The sequence below is a fragment of the Massilia sp. BGA-UO-ETr-WB1 genome, from assembly GCF_059567845.1.
Window position 1 is genome coordinate 351,101 of the sequence record NZ_JCAQOT010000023.1, and the last position, 22,267, is coordinate 373,367.

20 protein-coding genes and 10 tRNA genes are annotated in these 22,267 nt (G+C 64.3%); 25 read left to right on the forward strand and 5 right to left on the reverse strand.

From position 1 onward, the window contains the following. Positions 1 to 49: 49 nt before the first annotated feature. Both AC56DV_RS10110 and metG read right to left on the reverse strand, forming a co-directional pair. Positions 50 to 529, reverse strand: coding sequence for a GNAT family N-acetyltransferase (locus AC56DV_RS10110; protein WP_496314715.1), 480 nt, complete (start codon positions 527 to 529; stop codon positions 50 to 52). A 4-nt stretch (positions 530 to 533) separates the two neighbouring features. Further along, positions 534 to 2,702, reverse strand: a complete 2,169-nt coding sequence (gene metG, locus AC56DV_RS10115) for a methionine--tRNA ligase (RefSeq protein ID WP_496314158.1) — start codon at positions 2,700 to 2,702, stop codon at positions 534 to 536. Between the two features lie 133 nt (positions 2,703 to 2,835). On the opposite strand from metG, the gene apbC reads away from it, so the two are divergent. The 3 genes from apbC to AC56DV_RS10130 are packed head-to-tail and all read left to right on the forward strand — an operon-like array spanning position 2,836 to position 5,497. Then, on the forward strand, positions 2,836 to 3,924 hold the full coding sequence (gene apbC, locus AC56DV_RS10120) for an iron-sulfur cluster carrier protein ApbC (RefSeq protein ID WP_496314159.1): 1,089 nt from the start codon (positions 2,836 to 2,838) through the stop codon (positions 3,922 to 3,924). Continuing rightward, on the forward strand, positions 3,917 to 5,089 hold the full coding sequence (locus AC56DV_RS10125) for a WD40/YVTN/BNR-like repeat-containing protein (protein WP_496314160.1): 1,173 nt from the start codon (positions 3,917 to 3,919) through the stop codon (positions 5,087 to 5,089). The genes apbC and AC56DV_RS10125 overlap by 8 nt, the downstream gene beginning before the upstream one ends. A gap of 9 nt (positions 5,090 to 5,098) precedes the next feature. Then, positions 5,099 to 5,497 (forward strand): DUF4399 domain-containing protein, encoded by a 399-nt coding sequence (locus AC56DV_RS10130; protein WP_496314161.1) that lies wholly within the window; start codon positions 5,099 to 5,101, stop codon positions 5,495 to 5,497. Between the two features lie 16 nt (positions 5,498 to 5,513). Here the strand turns inward: AC56DV_RS10130 and AC56DV_RS10135 are convergent, their stop codons facing one another. Together AC56DV_RS10135 and AC56DV_RS10140 are read right to left on the reverse strand one after the other, a co-directional pair. Then, the gene (locus AC56DV_RS10135) at positions 5,514 to 6,968 is read right to left on the reverse strand and encodes a serine hydrolase domain-containing protein (RefSeq protein WP_496314162.1); all 1,455 of its coding nucleotides are present in this window, start codon (positions 6,966 to 6,968) and stop codon (positions 5,514 to 5,516) included. A gap of 131 nt (positions 6,969 to 7,099) precedes the next feature. Continuing rightward, entirely contained in the window at positions 7,100 to 8,320 is a 1,221-nt protein-coding gene (locus tag AC56DV_RS10140) for a helix-turn-helix domain-containing protein (RefSeq protein ID WP_496314163.1), read from the reverse strand. Between the two features lie 52 nt (positions 8,321 to 8,372). Between AC56DV_RS10140 and AC56DV_RS10145 the strand changes: the two genes are divergently transcribed. Next, a complete protein-coding gene (locus AC56DV_RS10145; RefSeq protein WP_496314164.1) occupies positions 8,373 to 9,986 on the forward strand; it encodes a GMC family oxidoreductase in 1,614 nt (537 codons plus the stop codon). Positions 9,987 to 10,003: 17 nt separating this feature from the next. Here the strand turns inward: AC56DV_RS10145 and AC56DV_RS10150 are convergent, their stop codons facing one another. After that, the gene (locus AC56DV_RS10150) at positions 10,004 to 10,900 is read right to left on the reverse strand and encodes a LysR family transcriptional regulator (RefSeq protein ID WP_496314165.1); all 897 of its coding nucleotides are present in this window, start codon (positions 10,898 to 10,900) and stop codon (positions 10,004 to 10,006) included. A 110-nt stretch (positions 10,901 to 11,010) separates the two neighbouring features. Here AC56DV_RS10150 and AC56DV_RS10155 point away from each other — a divergent pair, with 110 nt between their 5' ends. From AC56DV_RS10155 to AC56DV_RS10255, 21 genes are all read left to right on the forward strand, one after another. Next, complete coding sequence (locus AC56DV_RS10155) at positions 11,011 to 11,340, forward strand: nuclear transport factor 2 family protein (protein ID WP_496314166.1); 330 nt, start codon at positions 11,011 to 11,013, stop codon at positions 11,338 to 11,340. Beyond that, positions 11,337 to 12,113, forward strand: a complete 777-nt coding sequence (locus AC56DV_RS10160) for an SDR family oxidoreductase (protein WP_496314167.1) — start codon at positions 11,337 to 11,339, stop codon at positions 12,111 to 12,113. The genes AC56DV_RS10155 and AC56DV_RS10160 overlap by 4 nt, the downstream gene beginning before the upstream one ends. Positions 12,114 to 12,220: 107 nt before the next feature. Beyond that, the gene (gltX, locus tag AC56DV_RS10165; RefSeq protein WP_496314168.1) at positions 12,221 to 13,630 is read left to right on the forward strand and encodes a glutamate--tRNA ligase; all 1,410 of its coding nucleotides are present in this window, start codon (positions 12,221 to 12,223) and stop codon (positions 13,628 to 13,630) included. A gap of 84 nt (positions 13,631 to 13,714) precedes the next feature. Continuing rightward, positions 13,715 to 13,790 (forward strand) — tRNA-Ala (locus AC56DV_RS10170). A gap of 32 nt (positions 13,791 to 13,822) precedes the next feature. Continuing rightward, positions 13,823 to 13,898 (forward strand) — tRNA-Glu (locus AC56DV_RS10175). Between the two features lie 48 nt (positions 13,899 to 13,946). Then, positions 13,947 to 14,022 (forward strand) — tRNA-Ala (locus AC56DV_RS10180). 25 nt (positions 14,023 to 14,047) lie between these two features. Continuing rightward, positions 14,048 to 14,123 (forward strand) — tRNA-Glu (locus AC56DV_RS10185). A 34-nt stretch (positions 14,124 to 14,157) separates the two neighbouring features. Further along, positions 14,158 to 14,233: transfer RNA gene (locus tag AC56DV_RS10190), tRNA-Ala, on the forward strand. Positions 14,234 to 14,262: 29 nt separating this feature from the next. Then, positions 14,263 to 14,338, forward strand: a tRNA-Glu gene (locus AC56DV_RS10195). 39 nt (positions 14,339 to 14,377) lie between these two features. Continuing rightward, positions 14,378 to 14,453 (forward strand) — tRNA-Ala (locus AC56DV_RS10200). Positions 14,454 to 14,482: 29 nt separating this feature from the next. Next, a tRNA-Glu gene (locus AC56DV_RS10205) sits at positions 14,483 to 14,558 on the forward strand. A gap of 199 nt (positions 14,559 to 14,757) precedes the next feature. Continuing rightward, positions 14,758 to 15,249, forward strand: a complete 492-nt coding sequence (locus AC56DV_RS10210) for a hypothetical protein (protein WP_496314169.1) — start codon at positions 14,758 to 14,760, stop codon at positions 15,247 to 15,249. 93 nt (positions 15,250 to 15,342) lie between these two features. Further along, complete coding sequence (locus tag AC56DV_RS10215) at positions 15,343 to 16,536, forward strand: c-type cytochrome (protein ID WP_496314170.1); 1,194 nt, start codon at positions 15,343 to 15,345, stop codon at positions 16,534 to 16,536. A gap of 13 nt (positions 16,537 to 16,549) precedes the next feature. Then, on the forward strand, positions 16,550 to 18,358 hold the full coding sequence (locus AC56DV_RS10220; protein WP_496314171.1) for a cytochrome c oxidase subunit I: 1,809 nt from the start codon (positions 16,550 to 16,552) through the stop codon (positions 18,356 to 18,358). Next, positions 18,355 to 19,029 (forward strand): cytochrome c oxidase subunit 3, encoded by a 675-nt coding sequence (locus AC56DV_RS10225; protein ID WP_496314172.1) that lies wholly within the window; start codon positions 18,355 to 18,357, stop codon positions 19,027 to 19,029. The genes AC56DV_RS10220 and AC56DV_RS10225 overlap by 4 nt, the downstream gene beginning before the upstream one ends. 3 nt (positions 19,030 to 19,032) lie before the next feature. Then, positions 19,033 to 19,710: a heme-copper oxidase subunit III family protein gene (locus tag AC56DV_RS10230; protein ID WP_496314173.1), complete on the forward strand. Its 678-nt coding sequence runs from the start codon at positions 19,033 to 19,035 to the stop codon at positions 19,708 to 19,710. A 9-nt stretch (positions 19,711 to 19,719) separates the two neighbouring features. Beyond that, positions 19,720 to 20,037, forward strand: a complete 318-nt coding sequence (locus AC56DV_RS10235; protein WP_496314174.1) for a cytochrome C oxidase subunit IV family protein — start codon at positions 19,720 to 19,722, stop codon at positions 20,035 to 20,037. A 68-nt stretch (positions 20,038 to 20,105) separates the two neighbouring features. Beyond that, positions 20,106 to 20,181, forward strand: a tRNA-Glu gene (locus tag AC56DV_RS10240). A 29-nt stretch (positions 20,182 to 20,210) separates the two neighbouring features. Next, a tRNA-Glu gene (locus AC56DV_RS10245) sits at positions 20,211 to 20,286 on the forward strand. A 40-nt stretch (positions 20,287 to 20,326) separates the two neighbouring features. Next, the gene (gene earP, locus AC56DV_RS10250; RefSeq protein ID WP_496314175.1) at positions 20,327 to 21,523 is read left to right on the forward strand and encodes an elongation factor P maturation arginine rhamnosyltransferase EarP; all 1,197 of its coding nucleotides are present in this window, start codon (positions 20,327 to 20,329) and stop codon (positions 21,521 to 21,523) included. A 150-nt stretch (positions 21,524 to 21,673) separates the two neighbouring features. Continuing rightward, on the forward strand, positions 21,674 to 22,249 hold the full coding sequence (locus AC56DV_RS10255) for an elongation factor P (protein WP_496314176.1): 576 nt from the start codon (positions 21,674 to 21,676) through the stop codon (positions 22,247 to 22,249). The last annotated feature ends 18 nt before the right edge of the window (positions 22,250 to 22,267 follow it).

Sequence of the window (22,267 nt, forward strand, 5' to 3'; positions counted from 1 at the left end):
TAAACCAATTGAGCCGATGAAGCCCAGGGTGGCGATCAGTGCTACGGTGTCAATACTTTAATACCCTTCGCATGACGAAGGGCGCCGGCTCCAGCGGATTGGCGTGGGTATATTCCAGCTCCTCCGCCAATTCGAATTCATATGCGGTATAAAAGTCGATCAGTTTAGGCTGGTCGGCCCGCACCGCCATGCGCAATTCTTCCACGCCGGTTTCCAGGCCGTGGTGAATAACTGCTTCCAGTAAGTGCTGGGATATATTCTTGCCGCGCCATGCAGGCAATACGCCCATGCGCAGGATTTCCCAGATATGGCTTTCGGTCTCCAGCGGCAGCCAGCGCACCGATCCCACCGGAATATCGTCCACCAATAAAATAAAACCGCCGCCGTCGCGCAAATGCTGCGCGACGAGAACGGCGGTTTCACGGTGGCCACTGGAGGTGACGTTGACCTTGCCGGCCCACGCTGCACGCGTGAGCTCGGCAATTAATTTGGCATCGTCATCCGTTGCTTCCCGAACTACGATGTTCATCATATTAACGGATGCGCATGCCTGGCTCGGCGCCCGGCCATGGGTTCAGGATATAAATACCCGGATTGGTATTTTCATCGGCCGCCGAAGCCGCCATCACCATGCCTTCCGAAATGCCGAATTTCATTTTGCGCGGCGCCAGGTTGGCCACCAGCACCGTCAGCTTGCCGATCAGGTCTTCCGGCTGGTACATCGACTTGATGCCGGAGAACACGTTGCGGTGGCGGCTTTCGCCGGCGTCCAGCGTCAGGCGCAGCAGCTTGTCCGAACCGTCCACGTGCTCGCAATTGACGATTTTCGCGATGCGCAGGTCGACCTTCATGAAGTCGTCGATCGAGATTTCCGGCGCCAGCGCTTCCACGCCTTCCTTGGCCACCAGCGGCTCCAGCGGCGGCGCTTTCGGCGCCTTGGCCGGCTTGGCGGCCGCCACGGGGGCCGGGCCGGCGGCGGCGATCTGGTTCTGCGCGTCGAACAGGTCTTCGATCATCTTGGCGTCCACGCGCGTCATCAGGTGGTTGTAGGCGCCGATGGTGCGGCCCAGCATCGGCTGGAAGGCGGCGCCGGAAGCCAGCTCGGTGTCGGCCCAGACCAGCTTGTCGTCGTTGAGGAACTTGGCCACGTTGGCGGCCACGCCCGGCAGCACCGGCGACAGCAGGATGGTCAGCTGGCGGAACAGGATCAGCGCGGTGGTGCACACTTCGTGCAGTTCGGCCACCTTGGATTCGTCCTTGGCCAGCGCCCATGGCTTGTTTTCGTCGACGTACTGGTTGGTGACGTCGGCGATTTCCATGATTTCGCGCAGCGCCTTGCCGAATTCGCGGTTCTCGAAGTTGGCGGCGATGCTGGCCTGGCGCTCGGCGCCGTCGGCGGCGCTCAGCGCGCGCTTGATCCAGCCCATGGCGTTGTCGGACAGGCCGGCGGCCAGCTTGCCGTCGAACTTCTTGTTGATGAAACCGGCGCAGCGGCTGGCGATGTTGACGTATTTGCCGATCAGGTCGGAGTTCACGCGGGCCACGAAGTCGTCGCCGGTGAAGTCCAGGTCTTCCACCTTGGAGTTCAGCTTGAAGGCGATGTAGTAGCGCAGCCATTCCGGGTTCATGCCCAGGTTCAGGTAGCGCAGCGGCGAAATGCCGGTGCCGCGCGACTTGGACATCTTTTCGTTGTTCACCGTCAGGTGGCCGTGCACGTTCACTTTCAGCTTGTCGATCACCGGGTGGTCGGCGAACTTCAGCATGGCGGGCCAGAACAGCAGGTGGAAGGAGACGATGTCCTTGCCGATGAAGTGGATCTGCTCGGTGCCGGCGTCGTTCAGCAGGGCGTTGAAGTCGATGCCCTTCTTCTCGCAGTAGTTCTTCAGGCTGGCCAGGTAGCCGACCGGCGCGTCCAGCCACACGTAGAAGAACTTGCCCGGCGCGTCGGGGATCGGGATGCCGAAGTAGGGCGCGTCGCGCGAAATGTCCCAATCGGCCAGCTTCTCGCCGGCTTCGCCCAGCCATTCGCTCACTTTGTTCACCATTTCCGGCTGCAGGCGGCCGGGGGTGTTGAGCCAGTCGCGCAGGAACTCGAAGCAGCGCGGATCGGACAGTTTGAAGAAGTACTGCTCCGATGGCTTCAGGATGGGGGTGGCGTTGGTGAACACGGAGAACGGGTTCACCAGCTCGGTCGGCTGGTAGGCGGCGCCGCACACTTCGCAGTTGTCGCCGTACTGGTCCTTGGCGCCGCATTTCGGGCATTCGCCCTTGATGTTGCGGTCGGCCAGGAACATGCCCTTGACCGGGTCGAAGAAGCGGTCCACGATCTTGGTGGCGATCAGGCCGGTCTCGCGCAGCTTGCGGTAGATGCCTTGCGACAGCTCCACGTTTTCCGGCGAATCGGTCGAATACCAGTTGTCGAAGGCAATATGGAAACCGTCCAGGTACTGGGCGCGGCCGGCGGCGATCTTGGCCACGAATTCCTGCGGCGTGATGCCTTCCTTTTCGGCTGCGATCATGATCGGCGTGCCGTGGGTGTCGTCGGCGCCGACAAAGTGCACTTCGCGCAGACCGTCGCCTTCGCGCTGCATTCGCTGGAAACGGACCCAGATGTCGGCCTGGATGTACTCCATCATATGGCCGATGTGGAAGGCAGCGTTTGCGTAGGGCAGGGCAGTAGTGACGAACAGCTTGCGGGTCATGATTGATGCACTTTGTTGGTGGGAAAAAGAGCATTTTACCAGCGCTGGCCGCCGATGCGCACCGGGACGGCGGCGGCACGCTGTTTTTCTGTCTATTTTGCGCTAGACTGCGGGATCACTTACGGAGATTCAGATGAGCATCACGGTAGAAGACGTCAAAGCAGCATTGTCTAAAGTTACAGACCCGAACACGGGCAAGGATTACTGCACCTCGAAGGAAGTGCGCAACCTGAAAGTGGAGGGCGCCGACGTTTCCTTCGACATCGAGCTGGGCTATCCGGCCAAGAGCCAGGTGGAAGCCATCCGCGCCAGCGTGACGGGCGCCGTGGCGGCGCTGCCGGGCGTGGGCAAGGTGTCCGCTAATGTATACAGCAAGATTATTTCGCACACCGTGCAGCGCGGCCTGAAGCTGATGCCGAACGTGAAGAACATCATCGCCGTGGCCTCGGGCAAGGGCGGTGTTGGCAAATCGACCACGGCGGTCAACCTGGCGCTGGCCCTGGCGGCCGAAGGCGCGTCGGTCGGCGTGCTGGACGCGGACATCTACGGCCCGTCGCAGCCGATGATGCTGGGCATCAGCGGCCGCCCGGAGAGCAAGGACGGCAAGACCATGGAGCCGCTGGAAAACCACGGCGTGCAGGTGTCGTCGATCGGCTTCATGATCGATCCGGACGAGCCGATGGTGTGGCGCGGCCCGATGGTGACGCAGGCGCTGCAGCAGCTGCTGGAGCAGACCAACTGGCGCGACCTGGACTACCTGGTGGTGGACATGCCGCCGGGCACCGGCGATATCCAGTTGACCCTGTCGCAGAAAGTGCCGGTCACCGGCGCCGTCATCGTCACCACCCCGCAGGACATCGCGCTGCTGGACGCGCGCAAGGGCTTGAAGATGTTCGAGAAGGTCGGCATCCCGATCCTGGGCGTGGTGGAGAACATGAGCACGCACATCTGCTCGAACTGCGGCCACGAAGAGCATATCTTCGGCCACGGCGGCGGCGCCAAGATGTGCGCGGACTTCGGCGCCGAGTACCTCGGCTCGCTGCCGCTGACCATGGCCATCCGCGAGCAGACCGATTCCGGCAAGCCCACCGTGGTGGCCGAGCCGGATGGTCCGGTGGCCGTCATCTACAAGGAAATCGCCCGCAAAATCGCGGTGAAAGTGGCGGAAAAGGCGAAGGATATGACCAGCAAGTTCCCCAGCATCGTTATCAAGAATGACTAAGCGTGCGGCGGTGGGTGTCGTGACTGCTGCGCGGCGCGGCCGGCTTGCCGCCGCGGCGCTGCTGCTGGCGGTTTCGGCCGGTTCCGCCCTGGCGCAGACCGCGCCGGGCACGCCGCTTGGTTTGCCGCCACCGCCGCCCTCTGCCGTGGGGCAGGCGCTGGTGCAGGCGGCCGGCTGGCAGCCGCTGGCCAGCGGCACTTCCGCCGAGCTGCGCGGCCTGTCCGTGGTGAGCGAGACGGTGGCCTGGGCGAGCGGCGCGAAGGGCACGGTGCTGCGCACGGTGGACGGCGTGAAGTGGACGGCGATGCAGGTGCCGGACGCCGACAAGCTGGACTTCCGCGACATCCACGCGGTGGACGCGGACACCGCCATCGTCATGAGCGCCGGTCCCGGCGCGGCCTCGCGCATCTACCGCACCACGGACGGCGGCGCGAGCTGGAAGCTCCAGATGACCAACCCCGACGCCGAAGGGTTCTGGGACGCGATCGCCTTCTGGGACGCGAAGCACGGCATCCTGTTCGGCGACCCGGTCAAGGGCGCCTTCCAGGTGCTGCTGACGGCCGACGGCGGCGCCACCTGGCAGCCGGCGGCCGACCCGAAAGGACTGGCGTCCCTGCCCAATGAGGGCGCGTTCGCCGCCAGCGGCACCTGTTTGACGGTGGCCGGCGGCGCCGATGCCTGGTTCTCCACCGGCGGCGCGGAAAACGCCCGCGTCTTCCATTCCTCGGACCGGGGCCGCAGCTGGCGCGCCACAACGGTGCCGATGTCGGCCGGGGCGCCTGCGCGCGGCATTTTCTCGGTCGGCTTCCGCGACGCCAAAGTGGGCCTGGCGGCCGGCGGCGACTACAAGGAAACCTCGATGGCGACCGTGAACGGCGCCCGCACCGAGGACGGCGGCGCCACCTGGACCGCCGCGCCCATCCTGCCGACCGGTTATATGTCGGTGGTGGTGCCGGTGCGCGGCACTGCGGACGCCTTCGTGGCGGCAGGGCTGGCCGGTTCCGGCTACAGTAACGACGGCGGCAAGAGCTGGTCCATCCTGGACCGCACGCCGATCAATACCGTCGGCTTTGCCTCGCCCGCCGTGGGCTGGGCGGTCGGACCCAAGGGCCTGGTGATGAAATACGCAGGGCCGGTACTCGGCAAGAAGTCATCCAACGATTAGGAGAAATTTATGCAGAAATTCCTGAAGCGCGCCCTGGTGGCGCTGGCACTGGGCGGCATCAGTTTCGGCGCGGCGGCGCAGGCGGTGTCCTTCGCCGAGCCGGCGGACGGCGCGGTGGTCAGCAGCCCGTTCAAAGTGAAGTTCGCCGTCAGCGGCATGGAAGTCAAGCCGGCCGGCGAGATGGCGGCCAACACCGGCCACCATCACCTGATCATCAACGGCAGCAGCATCAAGGCCGGCGAGTCGATTCCCTTCGATGACACCCATCTGCATTTCGGCAAAGGCCAGACCGAAACCGAGGTGACGCTGCCGCCGGGTAAATACAAGCTGACCATGCAGTTCGCCAACGGCGCCCACCAGTCCTACGGCCCGGGCGCCAGCAAGACCATCAACGTGACGGTCAAGTAACCCGCCGAACCGGCGCTTACTCCTTGGCGCGGGTAAACGGCATCTCGGTCGTGCCGTGCGTGAAGCGGCCCGCATCCTTGCCGGTGAACTGCAGCTCCGCTTCGCTGGACAGCACGAAATAGCTTCCGCTCGGCGCCGCCAGCAGCGTTTCGCTGGCGCCGTTGCGCAGTTCGACCACCAGCCCGTCGCCCGCGCGGCGTATCGTGAAATCTCCCGCGCCTGCAATCACGTACTTGCCCGGCACCGTAGCCAGCGCATCCGCCGTCAGCGCCACGTTGCGGCGCACCTTCGCGCCCATGGTGGGCCAGCCGTATTCGGCCGCCACCGCGCGCACCAGTTCCCCCGCCAGTTCATCCCCGCCGTCGCCGTTGGTCATCACCACGATGCCGTCGCCGCGCTCCGTGTAGGCGCTCATGCGCGCGCGGTAGCCGGCGTTGGAGCCGCCGTGGCCGAAGCTCTGCGCCTGCCCGTCGCCGTCGATGCCCAGGCCCAGTCCATAGTTCTGCATCACCGGCGTCAGCATCAGATAGGTCATGGCCTGCGACAGCACGGCGTTGGACTGGCCGGCGGCCGAGCGCCGCGTTTCGATGGCGAATCTGGCCAGATCCGACGGGGTGCTCCACAGGCCGGCGGCGGCCTGCTCGGGATAAGTGTGCGGGCCGCCCGGGATCGGCTTGCCGCCGCGGTCGTGCGGCAGGGCGGCGCGCGCCAGCAAGGACTGCGGCAGCGGCTGGGCGAAGGTGCTGTCGGCCATGGCCAGCGGCTTGAGCACCTTCTCCTGCATCAGTTCCGCGAACGGCGTCTTGCTGCGCTCCGTCATCACGTACTGCGCCACCTGGTAGCCGCCGCCGGAGTAGCGCCAGCGGCTGCCCGGGCGCGCGTTCACGTGCACGCCGCCGGTGTTGGCCGGCTTGGCGCCGTTCAGGATCTGCGCCAGCGTGGGCACCGGCGCGCCGGCCGCGTAGCCGGGGAAGCCGTGCACCGTGGTGCCGGCCGTGTGCGACAGCAGCTGGCGCAGCGTGACGGGGCTGTTGTCGGCGTCCTTGGGCAGCTTCCACAGCGCGGTGTAGCTGTTGACGTCGCGGTCCAGTTCCAGCTTGCCTTCCTCCACCAGCCTGAGCGCGCCCATGGCGGCCACCGGCTTGCTGATGGAGGCGGCCTGGAACAGCGTGGAGGTGGTCACCGGGGCGCCGCCCGGCGTCACCGTGCCGTAGGCCTTGGCCCAATCCACCTCGCCGCCGTGGATCACCGCGATGCTCACGCCGGGCACGCCGAGGCGCGCCATCTCGTCGGCCAGCTTGCGCCGCGCCGGCGGCGCGCCTTCCAGCGTGACGGCGGGCAGCAAGCCCTGTTCCACTCTGGCGATGCGCTGCTGCAGGGGATCGTCGGCAGCGAAGGCGGTCATGGAGGTCATTGCGGGGAGGGCGGACAGCAGGCCGATGGCGGCGTACAGGCGGGTGCGTGGGTGCAAGGCGGACTCCTTTGTAATGGTCTGGTTCGAGTATATAACCTTAGCCGGGTCAAATACGCGCTTGATCCCACCACGCAGCAACTGCCTGCCTGCACCCGGGCGGCGCCCGCACTGCGCTGCCGGGCGCTTTCTTATTTGCGCGTTGATGCTGAACGCGCGCCGCGTATGATTTCGGCCGTGACCAGGCTGGCCAGCCGGCTCAGGATTTCCGTCTGCGTCGCGTTGAGTTGACGCGGCTCGGTATCGATCACGCACAGCGAGCCCAAAGTATGGCCTTGCTCATCGTTCACCGGTGCACCTGCGTAAAAGCGGAAGTAGGGCGCGTCCCTGACCGCTGGATTGTCCGCAAACCGGGCGTCTGAGCGCAGGTCGGTAAATTGCTGCACGCCCGATTGCAGCATCGTGTAGTTGCAGAATGCCCAGCTGCGCGGCGTTTCGACCATCTCCAGGCCCACCTTCGCCTTGAACCACTGGCGGTCTTCGCTCAACACGGTGATGAGTGCGATCGGCGCCGATAAGCTGAGTGCCGCAATCCTGGTCAGGTTGTCGAGGGCCGCTTCACTGGCGCTGTCCAGGATGCCTGAGCGGTGCACCGCCATCAGGCGCTGCGGCTCATTCTCGCTGACGGGAAACGGCGCGTTCAGGAGCTCCGGCGGCAATGGCTGCAGCCTCTGGTGTTTCAGCGGCGTGTGGTGCGTCAGCGCCTGCACCAGATTCTCGGACGCCTGCTCCAGCCGGATGATCTTGAACGGCGAGGCCGGGTCCAGCAGCGGCGCGGCATCCGCTGGCGAGCGGGTCGCAATCACGATCTGCATCCGGCTCAGGGCGGCGATCGTGCGCAACTTCTGCAGGAAGCGATCGGGCAGCCGGTCCAGGCCGTCCACTTCGGCCACGAAGATGTCGGGCGTCCTGGCGCCGAGCGCCACGGCGGCGGCGATCGGCTCGTCCACAAAGCCCACTTCGGTGACGTCCAGTGCGGCCAGCGCGCGCGACCAATCGGCATGCCGCTGTGGCGGCGCCAGCACCAGCACACTGCGCGAGGGCATCACAATTTCGCCGCCGCGTTGCAGGACGGCCTGCACGTCCGCCTCGAACATGCGGCGGTGCCCGCCGGGGGTTTTCCAAGTCGGGATCACGCCACTTTCCGTCCATAGCTGGGCGGTGCGCGGAGACACGCCCAGAATTTTCGCGGCCTGCGCGGTGGTAATGATCGAGCTTTTCATGGAGCGAAGTATAGCGCAAGCGAAGTGCGCAACGGCCGAGGTGCAGCGCAGGCAAATAAAATCACTAAAAACGGCAAATTCGATATAATCGGCAATTCTCGCAGCGTCGCCGCGCGGAAATTGCGTCATTGGCAATATCGCCAACGGCACGCCTATGGACCTCATTCACCGGATAACCGACATGCAAAACATTCAACTTCCCGATCACGAATTCGCGGCCGCCGTCCGCGCCAACCAAGCGAAGCTGCGAGGCGCGCTCAAGAGCAGCTATGACTTCATCGTCTGCGGCGCCGGCTCCGCCGGTTCGGTGGTGGCCGCCAGGCTGGCCGAGAATCCGGCGGTTCAGGTGCTGCTGCTGGAGGCCGGCGGCAGCGATGAGGTCGAGAGCGTCATCGCGCCGGCGCAGTGGCCGCTCAATCTGGGCACCGAGCGCGACTGGGCTTTTGCCGCGCAGCCGAACCGCCACCTGAACGGGCGCTCGATTCCCATGAACATGGGGAGGGTGCTGGGCGGCGGGTCGAGCATCAATGTGATGCTGTGGGCGCGCGGCCATCGCAGCGACTGGAATTACTTTGCGCAAGAAGCAGGGGACGAGGCATGGAACTACGCGTCCGTACTGAAGATTTACCAGCGCATCGAAGACTGGCACGGCCCGGCCGATCCCGAGCGTCGCGGCCGGGGCGGGCCGGTCTACGTGGCCCCTGCGCATGACCCCAAGCCGACCGCCACCCTGATGCTGGAGGCCGCCCGTTCGCTCGGCGTGCCGACTTTTGACAGCCCGAACGGCGCCATGATGGAAGCCGACGGCGGCGCGGCCATCAACGACTTGCGCATCCGCGACGGCAAGCGTCTTTCGGTGTTCCGTTCCTATACCTATCCGCGCATGGCGCAGCCCAACCTGACCGTGCTGACCGATGCGCTGGTGTCCAGGCTGACGTTCGACAACCGCAGGGCGACCGGCGTGGAAGTCATCCTTGGCGGCGAGAAGCGCACGTTCGGCGCTTCCCGCGAAGTCGTGTTGTCGCTGGGCGCAGTCAATACACCCAAGTTGCTGATGCAGTCCGGCATCGGCCCGGAGCAGGAACTCGGCCGGCACGGAATCAAGGTGCGCCAGCATCTGGCGGGCGTCGGCCAGAACCACCAGGACCATGTGTCCTTCGGCTGCATCTGGGAATACAAGGAGCCGCAGGAAGTGGGCAATGGCGGCTCCGAGGCGACGCTGTACTGGAAGAGCGATGCGGCGCTGGATGCGCCCGATATGCTGCACTGCCAGGTTGAGTTTCCCGTGCCGAGCCAGGAAAACGCGCGCCTCGGCGTGCCGGAACACGGCTGGACCATGTTCGCCGGCCTGGCCCACCCGAAGAGCCGGGGCGAAGTGCTGCTGTCCGGGCCCGACGCGACCGACGCCCCGCTGATCCACGCCAATACGCTGGCCGATCCCGACGATCTCAAGGCGGCCCTGAACTCGGTCGAGATGTGCCGGGAGCTGGGCAACGCCGGCGCGTTCGATTCACTGGTCAAGCGTGAATGCATGCCGGGCAAGCTGGGACAGCGGGACATGGAAGCCTTTCTCCGCAACGGCGCCGTGACTTATTGGCACCAGTCGTGCACCGCCAAGATGGGGCGGGATGCGATGTCGGTGGTGAACGCCAGCTTGCAGGTGTACGGGATCGACAGGCTGCGCATTGCGGACGCGTCGATCATGCCGCGCATCACCACCGGCAACACCATGGCGCCCTGCGTGGTCATTGGCGAGCGGGCGGCCGGGATGATCAAGGCCAGCCACGGAATCTGACGGCTGCCAGGCGGTTGTCAGGTGTTCAAGGCCAGCGCCGTGTCGATGAACGCGCGCAGTTTCGGCTGGCTCTGGCTATGGACTGGAAAATAGAGGAACAGGCCGGTGGTGGCGGGGACGTACTGTTCCAGCACGCGGACCAGGCGGCCGCTGGCCAGGTCGGATTCGATTTCCATGTCCGGCAAATACGCCATGCCCAGCCCCGAGCGCGCAAAGTCGGCCAGCAGCGTGGTGTCGTTGACGACCAGCGAGGTCTTGGTTTCGACCATATAGTGTTCGCCGTCGCGGAGGAAACACCAGCGGTGCAAGGCGCCGGAAGTGTGGAAGCGGTAGCGCAAGGTTTCGTGATGAATCAAATCTTCAGGAATCGCCGGCCGGCCCTTGCGTGCCAGATATTCGGGTGCTCCCACCACCGACCAGCGCAGCTCGCCGGTGAGCTTCACCGCCACCATGTCCCGCTCCACCGATTGTCCCAGGCGGATGCCGGCGTCGTAGCCTTGGGCGATGAGATCGACCACCGCATCATCAAGCGACAAATCTATCGTCACCTCCGGGTGGTTGTTGCGGAAGCGCGGGATGACGGATTTCATCACCAGCGCCCCGAGGGCCCTCGGCACCGTCAGGCGCAAATTGCCGGCGGGTTTATGTCGAAACAGGCTCAGGGCGGCAAAGGCGTCGTCAATCTGCTTGGTGGCGCCCACCAGGCTGGCGTACAGGGTCGCGCCGGCTTCGGTCAGCGCCACCTTGCGCGTGTTGCGCTGGAAAAGCATGACGCCGTGCTGCCGTTCCATCACCTTGATGGCCTTGCTGACGGCCGTGGTGGTGACGTTTAGCCGGAGCGCGGCAGCGCTGAAGCTTTTGTGTTCGGCCACAGCCAGGAAGGTCCGGATGCCGTCGAGCGAATTGCTGGTCATGGTTGATTGTGAACCTGAAGTTGAAGGCCAATATACCAGAGTGATCTATCGGAACGCAATGGGGGCGCCTATCATGGTCACATCTTCTTCTTTACCCGAAAGGAAGCATCATGGCACTCTCAATTCCGGCAATCATCAACGACTACATCAACGCCGCCAACCGTCACGATGCGGATGGCGTGGTGCGCTGCTTCAGCGCCGGCGGCGCCGTGCGCGACGAGGGCAAGCTGCACCAGGGGCACGCGGCCATCAGGAAGTGGACAGAGGCGGCCGGCAAGGAGTACGGCGCCACCATCGAACCGGTGGCCGCGCAGAAGGAGGGCGGCAAATCGATCGTTGCGTGCCGGGTCAGCGGCAACTTCCCCGGCAGCCCGGTGGCGTTGAAGTTCGCGTTCGAGCTGGCCGGCAGCGGCATCGCTGCCCTGGAGATCACGGCATGAATACCGACTTTGCAGGCAAACGTGTGCTGATCACCGGCGGCACCAAGGGCATGGGCGCGGCCACGCTGAAGCTGATGCATGAACGCGGCGCCAAGATTGCCACCGCAGCGCGTTCGGCCGCCGCCGGGTTGCCGGGCGGCGTGCACCTGGTGCGCGCCGACATCGGCACGCGGGAGGGTGTCGACCAGGTTGTCGCCGAGACCCTGCAGCAACTGGGCGGCGTCGACATCCTGATTAACAACGTCGGCGGATCGGACGCGCCGGGCGGGGGCGCGCTGGCGCTGGATGACGACGCCTGGGACAAGGCTCTCAACGCCAATTTGCTGGCGGCCGTGCGGCTGGATCGCGCGCTGCTGCCGGCGATGGTGGCGCAGCAGTACGGCGTCATCATCCACATTTCGTCGATTCAGCGCAGCCTGCCGCTGCACGATTCCACGCTGGCCTATGCCGCCGCCAAGGCCGCGCTGAGCAATTACAGCAAGGGCTTGTCGAAGGAATTCGGCCCGCGCGGCATCCGGGTCAATACGGTGGCGCCGGGATTCATCGAGACCACGGCGGCGCACGCGCTGATACTCCGTCTAGCCGATCACGGCAACGTCACCGAAGACCAGGCGCGCCGGCAGCTGATGGCGTCGCTGGGCGGTATTCCCATCGGCCGGCCCGGCACGCCGGAAGAGGTGGCCGAGCTGGTGGCCTTCCTGGCCTCGGACCGCGCCCGATCGATTCATGGCGCTGAATATGTGATCGATGGCGGCACGATACCGACCGTGTGAAAACTCGGCCTGTTTCGGGGCCGTCGGCGGATTGCGGCGCGGGCGTTGGCCGCTGCCGCCGGCGACGCGGTAAAATAGCGGTCTTTATATCTCAGCTTTTTACTTCGATGACCAACGCACCAGCAAAGCCAGTCCGCACCCGTTTCGCTCCCAGCCCGACCGGCTACCTGCACCTCGGCGGCGCCCGCACCGCGCTGTATTCCTGGGCCTACGCGCGCCACTTCGGCGGCACCTTCGTGCTGCGCATCGAGGATACCGACCTGGAACGCTCGACCCCGGAAGCGGTGCAGGCCATCATCGAAGGCATGGCATGGCTGGGCCTGAACCACGACGAAGGCCCGTTCTACCAGATGCAGCGCATGGACCGGTATCGCGAAGTGGTGGGCCAGATGCTGGCCGCCGGCACCGCCTACCATTGCTACTCGTCGCCGGAAGAAGTGCAGGCGATGCGCGACAAGGCCACCGCCGCCGGCGAAAAGCCGCGCTACGACGGCACCTGGCGTCCGGAAGAAGGCAAGACCCTGCCTGCGATTCCGGAAGGCCGCAAGCCGGTGGTGCGCTTCAAGAACCCGCTGGACGGCGAAGTGACGTGGAACGATTTCGTCAAAGGCGCCATCACCATCGGCAATAAGGAGCTGGACGACCTGGTGATCGCGCGCCCGGACGGCACGCCTACTTATAACTTCTGCGTTGCCATCGACGACCTGGACATGGAAATCACCCATGTGCTGCGCGGCGACGACCACGTCAACAACACCCCGCGCCAGATCAATATCCTGCGCGCCATCGGTGCGCCGCTGCCGCAGTACGGCCACCTGCCGATGATACTGGGCTCGGACGGCGCCAAGATGTCCAAGCGCAAGGACGCCGTCAACGTCATGCAATACCCGGCGGAAGGCTATCTGCCGGAGGCCATCCTGAACTACCTGGCGCGCCTGGGCTGGAGCCACGGCGACGAGGAAGTGTTCTCGATGGAGCAGCTGTGCGCGTGGTTCGACGGCACGCACCTGAGCAACTCGGCGGCGCAGTTCAATATCGAAAAACTGAACTGGCTGAACAACCACTATATTAAGCAGGCCGACAATGCGCGCCTGGCCGAGCTGGCCAAGCCGCGCATGCTGGCCAACGGCGCCGTGCTGGAAGGCGCGCCGGCGCTGCCGGTGGTGCTGGGTCTGCTGAAAGAGCGCACCAATACGGTCAACGAGCTGGCCGACGCCGCCATGCTGTTCTACCGCGAGCCGCAGCCGGACGCCGCGCTGCTGACCCAGCACGTGACCGACGCCGTGAAGCCGGCGCTGGCCGACTTCGCCGAGCGCTGCAAAACCGTGGAGTGGAACAAGGCCGCGCTGGCCGCCATGATCAAGGAAGTGCTGGCCGCGCACGGCCTGAAGATGCCGCAGATCGCCATGCCGCTGCGCCTGTTCGTCACCGGCCAACTGCAAACGCCGGCCATCGACGCGGTGCTGGAAATCTTCGGCCGCGACACGGTTGTGGCGCGCCTGGCAAAGTTCCTCTGATTTTTTCTTGAAGCAGGGGCAAAGTTGCAAAAGGGTATTTGCATAATACGGAGCCTCTGCTATACTCTTGTCTCTCGCGCAAACGGGGGTATAGCTCAGCTGGGAGAGCGCTTGCATGGCATGCAAGAGGTCAGCGGTTCGATCCCGCTTACCTCCACCAGTTTGCAGAGAAAGCAGTACGGCAGTTCCAAGGTCCCCATCGTCTAGAGGCCTAGGACATCACCCTTTCACGGTGAGTACCGGGGTTCGAATCCCCGTGGGGACGCCAGCTTCGCCAGGGCTGGTAAGCAGTAGGCAGTGAATTTTCTGTGCCAGAGGGGGTATAGCTCAGCTGGGAGAGCGCTTGCATGGCATGCAAGAGGTCAGCGGTTCGATCCCGCTTACCTCCACCAAGCATAGAAGATGTTGTGTTCCGAGGTCCCCATCGTCTAGAGGCCTAGGACATCACCCTTTCACGGTGAGTACCGGGGTTCGAATCCCCGTGGGGACGCCAGCAATGGCAAAAATAGTAAATGTTTCTGCGCCCGGGGGGTATAGCTCAGCTGGGAGAGCGCTTGCATGGCATGCAAGAGGTCAGCGGTTCGATCCCGCTTACCTCCACCAACAGCGCAGAACATATCTGAAAGTCCAAGGTCCCCATCGTCTAGAGGCCTAGGACATCACCCTTTCACGGTGAGTACCGGGGTTCGAATCCCCGTGGGGACGCCACGTAGTTTGCTGCACAGTAGTACCTTGTTTCTGCGCCCGGGGGGTATAGCTCAGCTGGGAGAGCGCTTGCATGGCATGCAAGAGGTCAGCGGTTCGATCCCGCTTACCTCCACCAACAGCGCAGAGGCACATCGGAAGTTCCAGGTCCCCATCGTCTAGAGGCCTAGGACATCACCCTTTCACGGTGAGTACCGGGGTTCGAATCCCCGTGGGGACGCCAGTTCTGGCACACATCACCAGTTAGTCGACAATCAAGCTGCCATGGGCGGCTTTTTTTGCTTTGGCGCGCCGGTTTTCTTGCCCTTGCTCCGCCATTGTTCTGTACCGGCATACAAGCTTAACGAGATTGCATGTTGGCGAAACTGTTCTACACTGGACGAGGGTGGCCACCGTAGCCGCCTATCAAAAGGGAGACGGACATGGAACTCCATATGCACTCGCACCGCTGGGTGGCGCGCCAGCCCGACTGGGCAGCCGCAGCGGTAGCCGGCTTTGGCGCCGGCGGTATCCTCATGATATTGGAAGTGTTGTGGGCCGCGCTGGCCGGCGTGCCGGACCCGTGGCAGGTAACGCACATGGTTGCCGCCATGGTGCTGGGCTGGGAGGCGCTGCAGTCGACCGGCTATGTACTCGGCCTGATGGTGGTGGCGCTGGCCGTGCACTATATCCTCGGCATCGTCTTCGGCATCATGCTGGCGGCCATCATCGCACCGTTCCAGCTCGATTCGAGCACCGGCATGGTGCTGCTGGCGGGCGCGGTCTTCGGGCTGGTGCTGTACGTGCTGAATTTCTACGGCATGTCCGGGGCGTTCTCGTGGTTCGCTGAAATGCGCGGCTGGGCGACCGCGGTGGGCCATGTGGTGTTCGGCATGTCGGCCGCCTATATTTACCGCAGGATGGAAAAGCCTTAATTTACACCGTTGTTGCGTGGTTCGTTGAGCATGTTGTAGGGCACCAGTTGCACATGGCTTAGAGCGAAACATCTGACAGAAACGGGGCGGCTTATGGCGTTGGCACTGGCTTTGATCCTGATTGTGGTGGGTACGCTTGCGTTCCACTTTTGGAGCCCTTGGTGGCTCACTCCGCTGGCGTCGAACTGGCAGGCGATGGACGACGCCCTGATGCTGACGCTGGTCATTACCGGCGCCATCTTCGTCATCATCAATCTGTTCGTGGCCTACGCGGTGATCAAGTTCCGTCACCGCGACGGCGTGCGCGCGTCCGCCGAACACGGCAGCAAGAAGCTCGAGTGGTGGCTGATCGGCGTGACCACGGTGGGCATCGTCATCATGCTGGCGCCGGGGCTGGACGTGTACGCCAAGCTGATCACGCCGCCGGACAATGCGATGCAGTTCGAGGTGATGGGGCAGCAGTGGCAGTGGCATTACCGGCTGCCCGGCAAGGACGGCCGCATGGGGCAGACCGACGTCACCCATATCAGCCCTGAAAATCCCTTCGGCGTGAACGCCAAGGACCCTTACGGCCAGGACGACGTGCTGGTCGACACGCAGGAAATCCACATCCCGCTCGACAAGCCGGTCAAGGTGCTGCTGCGCGCGCAGGACGTGCTGCATGACTTCTATGTGCCGCAGTTCCGCACCCGCATGAACATGGTGCCGGGCATGGTGACGTCGTTCTGGTTCACGCCCACGCGCGCCGGCCGCTTCGAGGTGATGTGCGCCCAGCTGTGCGGCATCGGGCACGCCAATATGCGCGGCTACGTGGTGGTGGAGGATGAGGCGGCGTATGCGAAATGGCTGGCGGCGCAGCCGACGTTCGCGTCCAGGATGCGGGCCGGCGCGGCGGGCGGCACCGGCGTTGCCGCCGCTGCGGCCGGCGTGGGTGCGGCCGGCGCGGAAGGCACGGCGGCAGGTTCGGCGGGGGCGGGCGAGGGCGCGGCGGCGGCCGCCAGCGACACCGCCACGCAGGGCAAGCTGCTGGCGCAGGCGCGCGGCTGCATGGCCTGCCACAGCGTGGACGGCAGCCCCGGCGTGGGCCCGACCTGGAAAGGTTTGTACGGCAAGACGGAAACACTGGACAGCGGCAAGACCGCTGTGGCGGACGATGCCTTCCTGAAGCAGTCCATCGCCGATCCCAAGGCGAGCATCGTGCGCGGCTACCCACCTATCATGCCGCAGCAGCCGCACACCGAGGCGGAGCTGTCGGCCATGGTGGACTACATCAAGACTGTGAAGTAACGCGGAGGTTGCGATGGCTTATGGCAGCGGACACGGCAGCGGACACGACGATCATGACGACCATGGCCCCCAAAGCTGGGTCACCAAATACGTATGGAGCCAGGACCACAAGGTGATCGCGGTGCAGTACTCGCTGACGGCCATCGTGGTGGGCCTGATCGGCCTGGTGCTGTCGGACCTGATGCGGCTGCAGCTGGGCTATCCCGGCAAGTTCTCCTTCATCGACGCGTCCACCTACTACCAGTTCATCACCATGCACGGCATGATCATGGTGGTGTACCTGCTGACGGCGCTGTTCCTGGGCGGCTTCGGCAACTACCTGATCCCGCTGATGGTGGGCGCGCGCGACATGGTGTTCCCTTTCCTGAACATGCTCAGCTTCTGGTTCTACCTGCTGTCCGTGGTGATCCTGGTCGGCAGCTTCTTCGTGCCCGGCGGGCCCACCGGCGCCGGCTGGACGCTGTATCCGCCGCAGGCGATTCTGCAGGGCACGCCGGGCGTGGAGTGGGGCATCGTGGTGATGCTGATCTCGCTGGTGGTGTTCATCGCGGCCGCCACCATGGGCGGCCTGAACTACGTCACCACCATCCTGCAGGCGCGCACGCGCGGCATGACGCTGATGCGCATGCCGCTCACCGTGTGGGGCATTTTCGTGGCCACCATCCTGGCGCTGCTGGCCTTCCCCGCGCTGTTCGTCAGCGGCGTGATGATGCTGTTCGATAAGACGCTGGGCAGCAGCTTCTTCATGCCCGCCATCGTCTCCATGGGGCAGCACCTGACCCACCAGGGCGGCAGCCCCCTGCTGTTCCAGCACCTGTTCTGGTTCTTCGGCCACCCCGAGGTGTACATCGTGGCCTTGCCCGCCTTCGGCATCATCTCCGACCTGATCAGCGTGCACGCGCGCAAATGCATCTTCGGCTACCGCATGATGGTGTGGGCCATCGTCATCATCGGCGCCCTGAGCTTCGTCGTGTGGGCGCACCATATGTATGTGAGCGGCATGCATCCGCTGTTCGGCTTCTTCTTCGCCACCACCACCCTGATCATCGCGGTGCCGACCGCCATCAAGGTCTACAACTGGACCCTGACGCTGTGGCGCGGCGACATACACATGACCGTGCCCATGCTGTTCGCGCTGGGCTTCATCAGCACCTTCGTGCTGGGCGGCGTGACCGGGCTGTTCCTGGGCAATGTGAGCGTCGACATTCCGCTGTCGAACACCTATTTCGTGGTGGCGCACTTCCACATGGTGATGGGCGTATCGCCTGTGCTGGCGGTGTTCGGCGGGATTTACCACTGGTTCCCCAAGATCAGCGGCCGCATGTACAACGACGCGCTGGGCAAGCTGCATTTCTGGATCACCTTCCTGGGCGCGTATGCGATTTTCTTCCCCATGCATTATCTCGGCGTGCTGGGCATGCCGCGCCGCTACCACGCCTACGACAACTACGCTTTCATTCCGCCGTCCGCGCAGCTGATGAACGAGTTCATCACGATTGCCGCGCTGGTGGTGGGCGTGGCGCAGCTGCTGTTCATCTTCAACCTGGCCTACAGCACCTTCAAGGGCAAGGTGGCGGACGGCAATCCGTGGCGCGCGGCCAGCCTAGAATGGTTCACGCCGCAGACCCCGCCGGCGCACGGCAACTGGGGGCCGCAGTTGCCGGTGGTGTATCGCGGCGCCTACGACTACGGCCAGCAGACCGGCGACAGCGACTACATCCCGCAAAACGTGGGGCCCGACGATGATCCCCCCGGCGCGCCGGCCGGGGCGCCCGGCGGCGTGCCCGGCGCGCGGCCGGTTGCCACCGGAGGTGCGGTATGAGCGGCGCGCCCGGCATGCAGGCGCCGCTGGCAGCCGCCGGCGCTGGCGCGATGGACGCGCGGGGTGGACTGGATGCGCCCGATCCGCGCAAGGTCGGCCTGTGGGTCTTCATGGCGGTGGTGTCGTCGCTGTTCATGCTGTTCAGCGTCGCCTACGTGATGCGGATGGCGACGGCGGACTGGCAGCCGCTGCGCTATATCCCGTGGCAGCTGTGGCTCAGCACGGCGGTGCTGGCGCTGGCCAGCGCAGCGTGGGAGCTGGCGCGGCGCGGCGCGCTGCGGGGCGGGCATGCGGCCCGGCGCGCGGGGCTGACGGCGTGCGCCTTGTCGCTGGCTTTCCTGGCGGTGCAGCTGTGGGCGTGGCAAGCCATGACGGCCATGAACTTCACCGTCAACGGCAATCCCGCCAGCAGCTTCTTCTACCTGCTGACAGGGCTGCACGGCCTGCACGTGGGCGGCGGCCTGGTGGCGGCCGTGCTGGCCGGCGTTGCCGCCCGGCGCGGCAAGGCGGCGTTGGCCGCGTTTGCCGCCAGCGCCGCGCTGTGCGCGCGCTACTGGCATTTCCTGCTGCTGCTGTGGCTGGGATTGTTCGCGCTGCTGTTCCTGGTCACGCCGGACCTGGTGCAGGTGGTGTGTGAAAGCGTCGGCATCCGGCCGCCGCAAGCGAGGTGAACCATGAATACGCCGAGTGACGGCTTGCGGGGCCTGGTCAGCGACTTCTCCGGCGACAAGGTCGCCTACCATGTGCCGTGGGGCAAGCTGATGATGTGGATCTTCCTGCTCAGCGACACCTTCATCTTCGGCAGCTTCCTCACCGGCTACATGACGGTGCGCCTGTCGGCCACCGCCGCCTGGCCCAACCCCAGCGAGGTGTTCGCGCTGACCATCGCCGGCACCAATCTGCCGCTGATACTGATCGCCATCATGACCTTCGTGCTGATCACCAGCAGCGGCACCATGGCCATGGCCGTCAACTACGCCTACCGGGGCGAGCGCGCCATCGCCGCGCGGCTGATGTTTATCACGGCCGTGTTCGGCGCCATGTTCGTCTGCATGCAAGCCTTCGAGTGGACCAAGCTGATCCATGAAGGCGTGCGCCCGTGGTCCAACCCCATGGGGGCGGCGCAGTTCGGCGCCTGCTTCTTCATGATCACCGGCTTCCACGGCCTGCACGTGTCGGCCGGCGTGATCTACCTGTTCATCGTGGCGCGCCGCGTGCAGCGCGGGCACTACGAGCGCAGCAGCGGCGAGGCGCACGGCAGCAAATACGACATCGTCGAAATCGCCGGCTTGTACTGGCACTTCGTGGACCTGGTGTGGGTCTTCATCTTTGCGCTGTTTTACCTGTGGTAGGGAGGGGTCATGTCCACCGCGACCGAACACACGCAGCATCCGATCGGCATCTATTTCAAGATATGGGGCTTGCTGTTCGTGCTCAGCGCCTTCTCTTACGCTATCGATTTTTTCCACGTGCAAGGCTATCTGCGCTGGACGCTGATCCTGATACTGATGGCGGCCAAGGCCGGCCTGATCGTGGCCTATTTCATGCACTTGAAGTGGGAGCGGCTGGCGCTGATCTACACCATCCTGATACCGCCCACCGCGCTCATCGTCCTGGTGTGGCTGATGATGGTGGAGGGCGACTATACTTTCCTCACGCGCATGACGCATTTCGGATGAGCTTGCACATGGCGTTGCCTTGATTTTCAAGCTCTTACCATGCTACAATTCGCGCACGCTTTTACGACGTCCCCATCGTCTAGAGGCCTAGGACATCACCCTTTCACGGTGAGTACCGGGGTTCGAATCCCCGTGGGGACGCCAAGTCAAAAAATTAAAAGTGTACCGATCATGTCCCCATCGTCTAGAGGCCTAGGACATCACCCTTTCACGGTGAGTACCGGGGTTCGAATCCCCGTGGGGACGCCAAATAAAAAAAGCCGCCTTGTGCGGCTTTTTTGCTACCGACATGGCTACCGAGAAAAACCCATCCATCACGCTGGCGCTGTTCTGCAAAGTCGTCGATAACTTCGGCGACATCGGCATTTGCTGGCGCCTTGCGCGCCAGCTGCAGCACGAACACGGCATCGCCGTCACGCTGTGGGTTGACGACCTGCAAACGTTCCAGCGCATCTGCCCCGAAGTGGACACCGGCGCGCCGCTGCAGCAGGTGGCGGGCGTGGCGGTGCGCCACTGGGCCGGCCAGGACGGCGAATTCGGGCCGGCCGACATCGCCGGCATCGTCATCGAATTTTTCGGCTGCGACATTCCGCCCGGCTATATCGCCGCGATGGCGCAGTGCCAGCCGCGCCCGGTATGGCTGAACCTGGAAGGCCTGACTGCCGAAGAGTGGGTGGAAGGCTGCCACACCTTGCCGTCCTCGCATCCGCGCTTGCCGCTGACGAAACATTTCTTCTTCCCCGGCTTCACCGCCAGGACCGGCGGCCTGCTGCGCGAGTCCGCGCTGGAGGCGCAGCGCCAGGCTTTCCTGTCCGATGCCGCCGGCGTGGCCGATTTCCTGGCGCGCTTCGGCGTCGCGCCGGCGGACATGGCCTCGCTCAAGGTGTCGCTGTTCTGCTACCCGCACGCGCCGGTGGCGGAGCTGTTCAGCGCCTGGGCGCAGGGCAGCGAACCAGTGCTGTGCCTGGTGCCGGAAGGCGTGGCCGCCGGCGCGGTGCAAGCCTTCCTCGGCGCGCCGCCGAAAGCCGGCGCGGTCCGCAGCAGCGGCGCGCTGACGGTGCGCGTGCTGCCTTTCGTGCCGCAGCAGGAGTACGACAAGCTGCTGTGGGCCTGCGACCTCAACTTTGTGCGCGGCGAAGATTCCGTGGTGCGCGCGCAATGGGCCGGCAAGCCTTTCGTGTGGCATATCTACCCGCAGGACGAGAACCTGCACCACAAGAAACTGGGCGCTTTCCTGCAGCGCTATGCCGATCCGGCAGGGCAAGCCACGGGGGCGCTGGACGCGTTCTCGCTGCGCTGGAACGGCGCGCTGCCGCCCGGCGCCGATAGCGGCCCGGACGCGGCGGCCGACTGGATGGCCTTGTGGCCGGCGCTGCAGGCGGTGATGCCGGCCGCCGCCAGCCGCGCCGCCGATTGGCAGCAGCAGATGGCCGCGCATGGCGACTTGGCGACAAACCTGCTGCGTTTCGCCGCTTCGCTCAAGTAGGCGGCGCAACAAAAATCAGGTATACTGCCCGGTTACTCTATCAAGTATTTTTACTCGGTATTTTTACTCGATCAAGCTAGAGCTTACGGCGTTAGAAGCCAGCAGGCGACAGATGATTTTCACGCAACCCACTTTATACGTACACTCGCTATGAAACCCGCAAAAGAAATTCGTGTTGGCAACATCATCATGGTTGACGCCAAGCCTTTCATCGTTCTGCGTTCTGATGTCAATGGTTCGAGCCGCACGGGCTTCACCTACAAATGGAAGATGAAGAATCTTCTGACGAACGCACCCCTGGAAAACGTGTTCCGCGGTGACGACAAGTTCGACGTCGTCGTTCTGGACAAGAAGCCAGTGACCTACTCGTACTTCGCCGACCCGCTGTACGTCTTCATGGACGAAGAGTACAACCAGTACGAAATCGAAGAAGAAAACCTGGGCGACGCACTGAACTACCTGAAAGACGGTATGGAATGCGAAGCAGTGTTCTACGACGGCAAAGCCATCTCGGTAGAACTGCCGACCACCATCGCCCGCCAGGTTGCTTACTCCGAGCCGGCAGTGAAAGGCAACACTTCGGGCAACGTCCTGAAAGAAGCCAAGATCGAAAACGCGATCGAATCCAAGCGCCACATCGTGATGGTGCCGCTGTTCGTGTCCCAGGACGACGTGATCGAAATCGACACCCGTACCAACGAATACAAGCGCGTCGTTCGCAACTAATTGCGCAACTAATTGCGC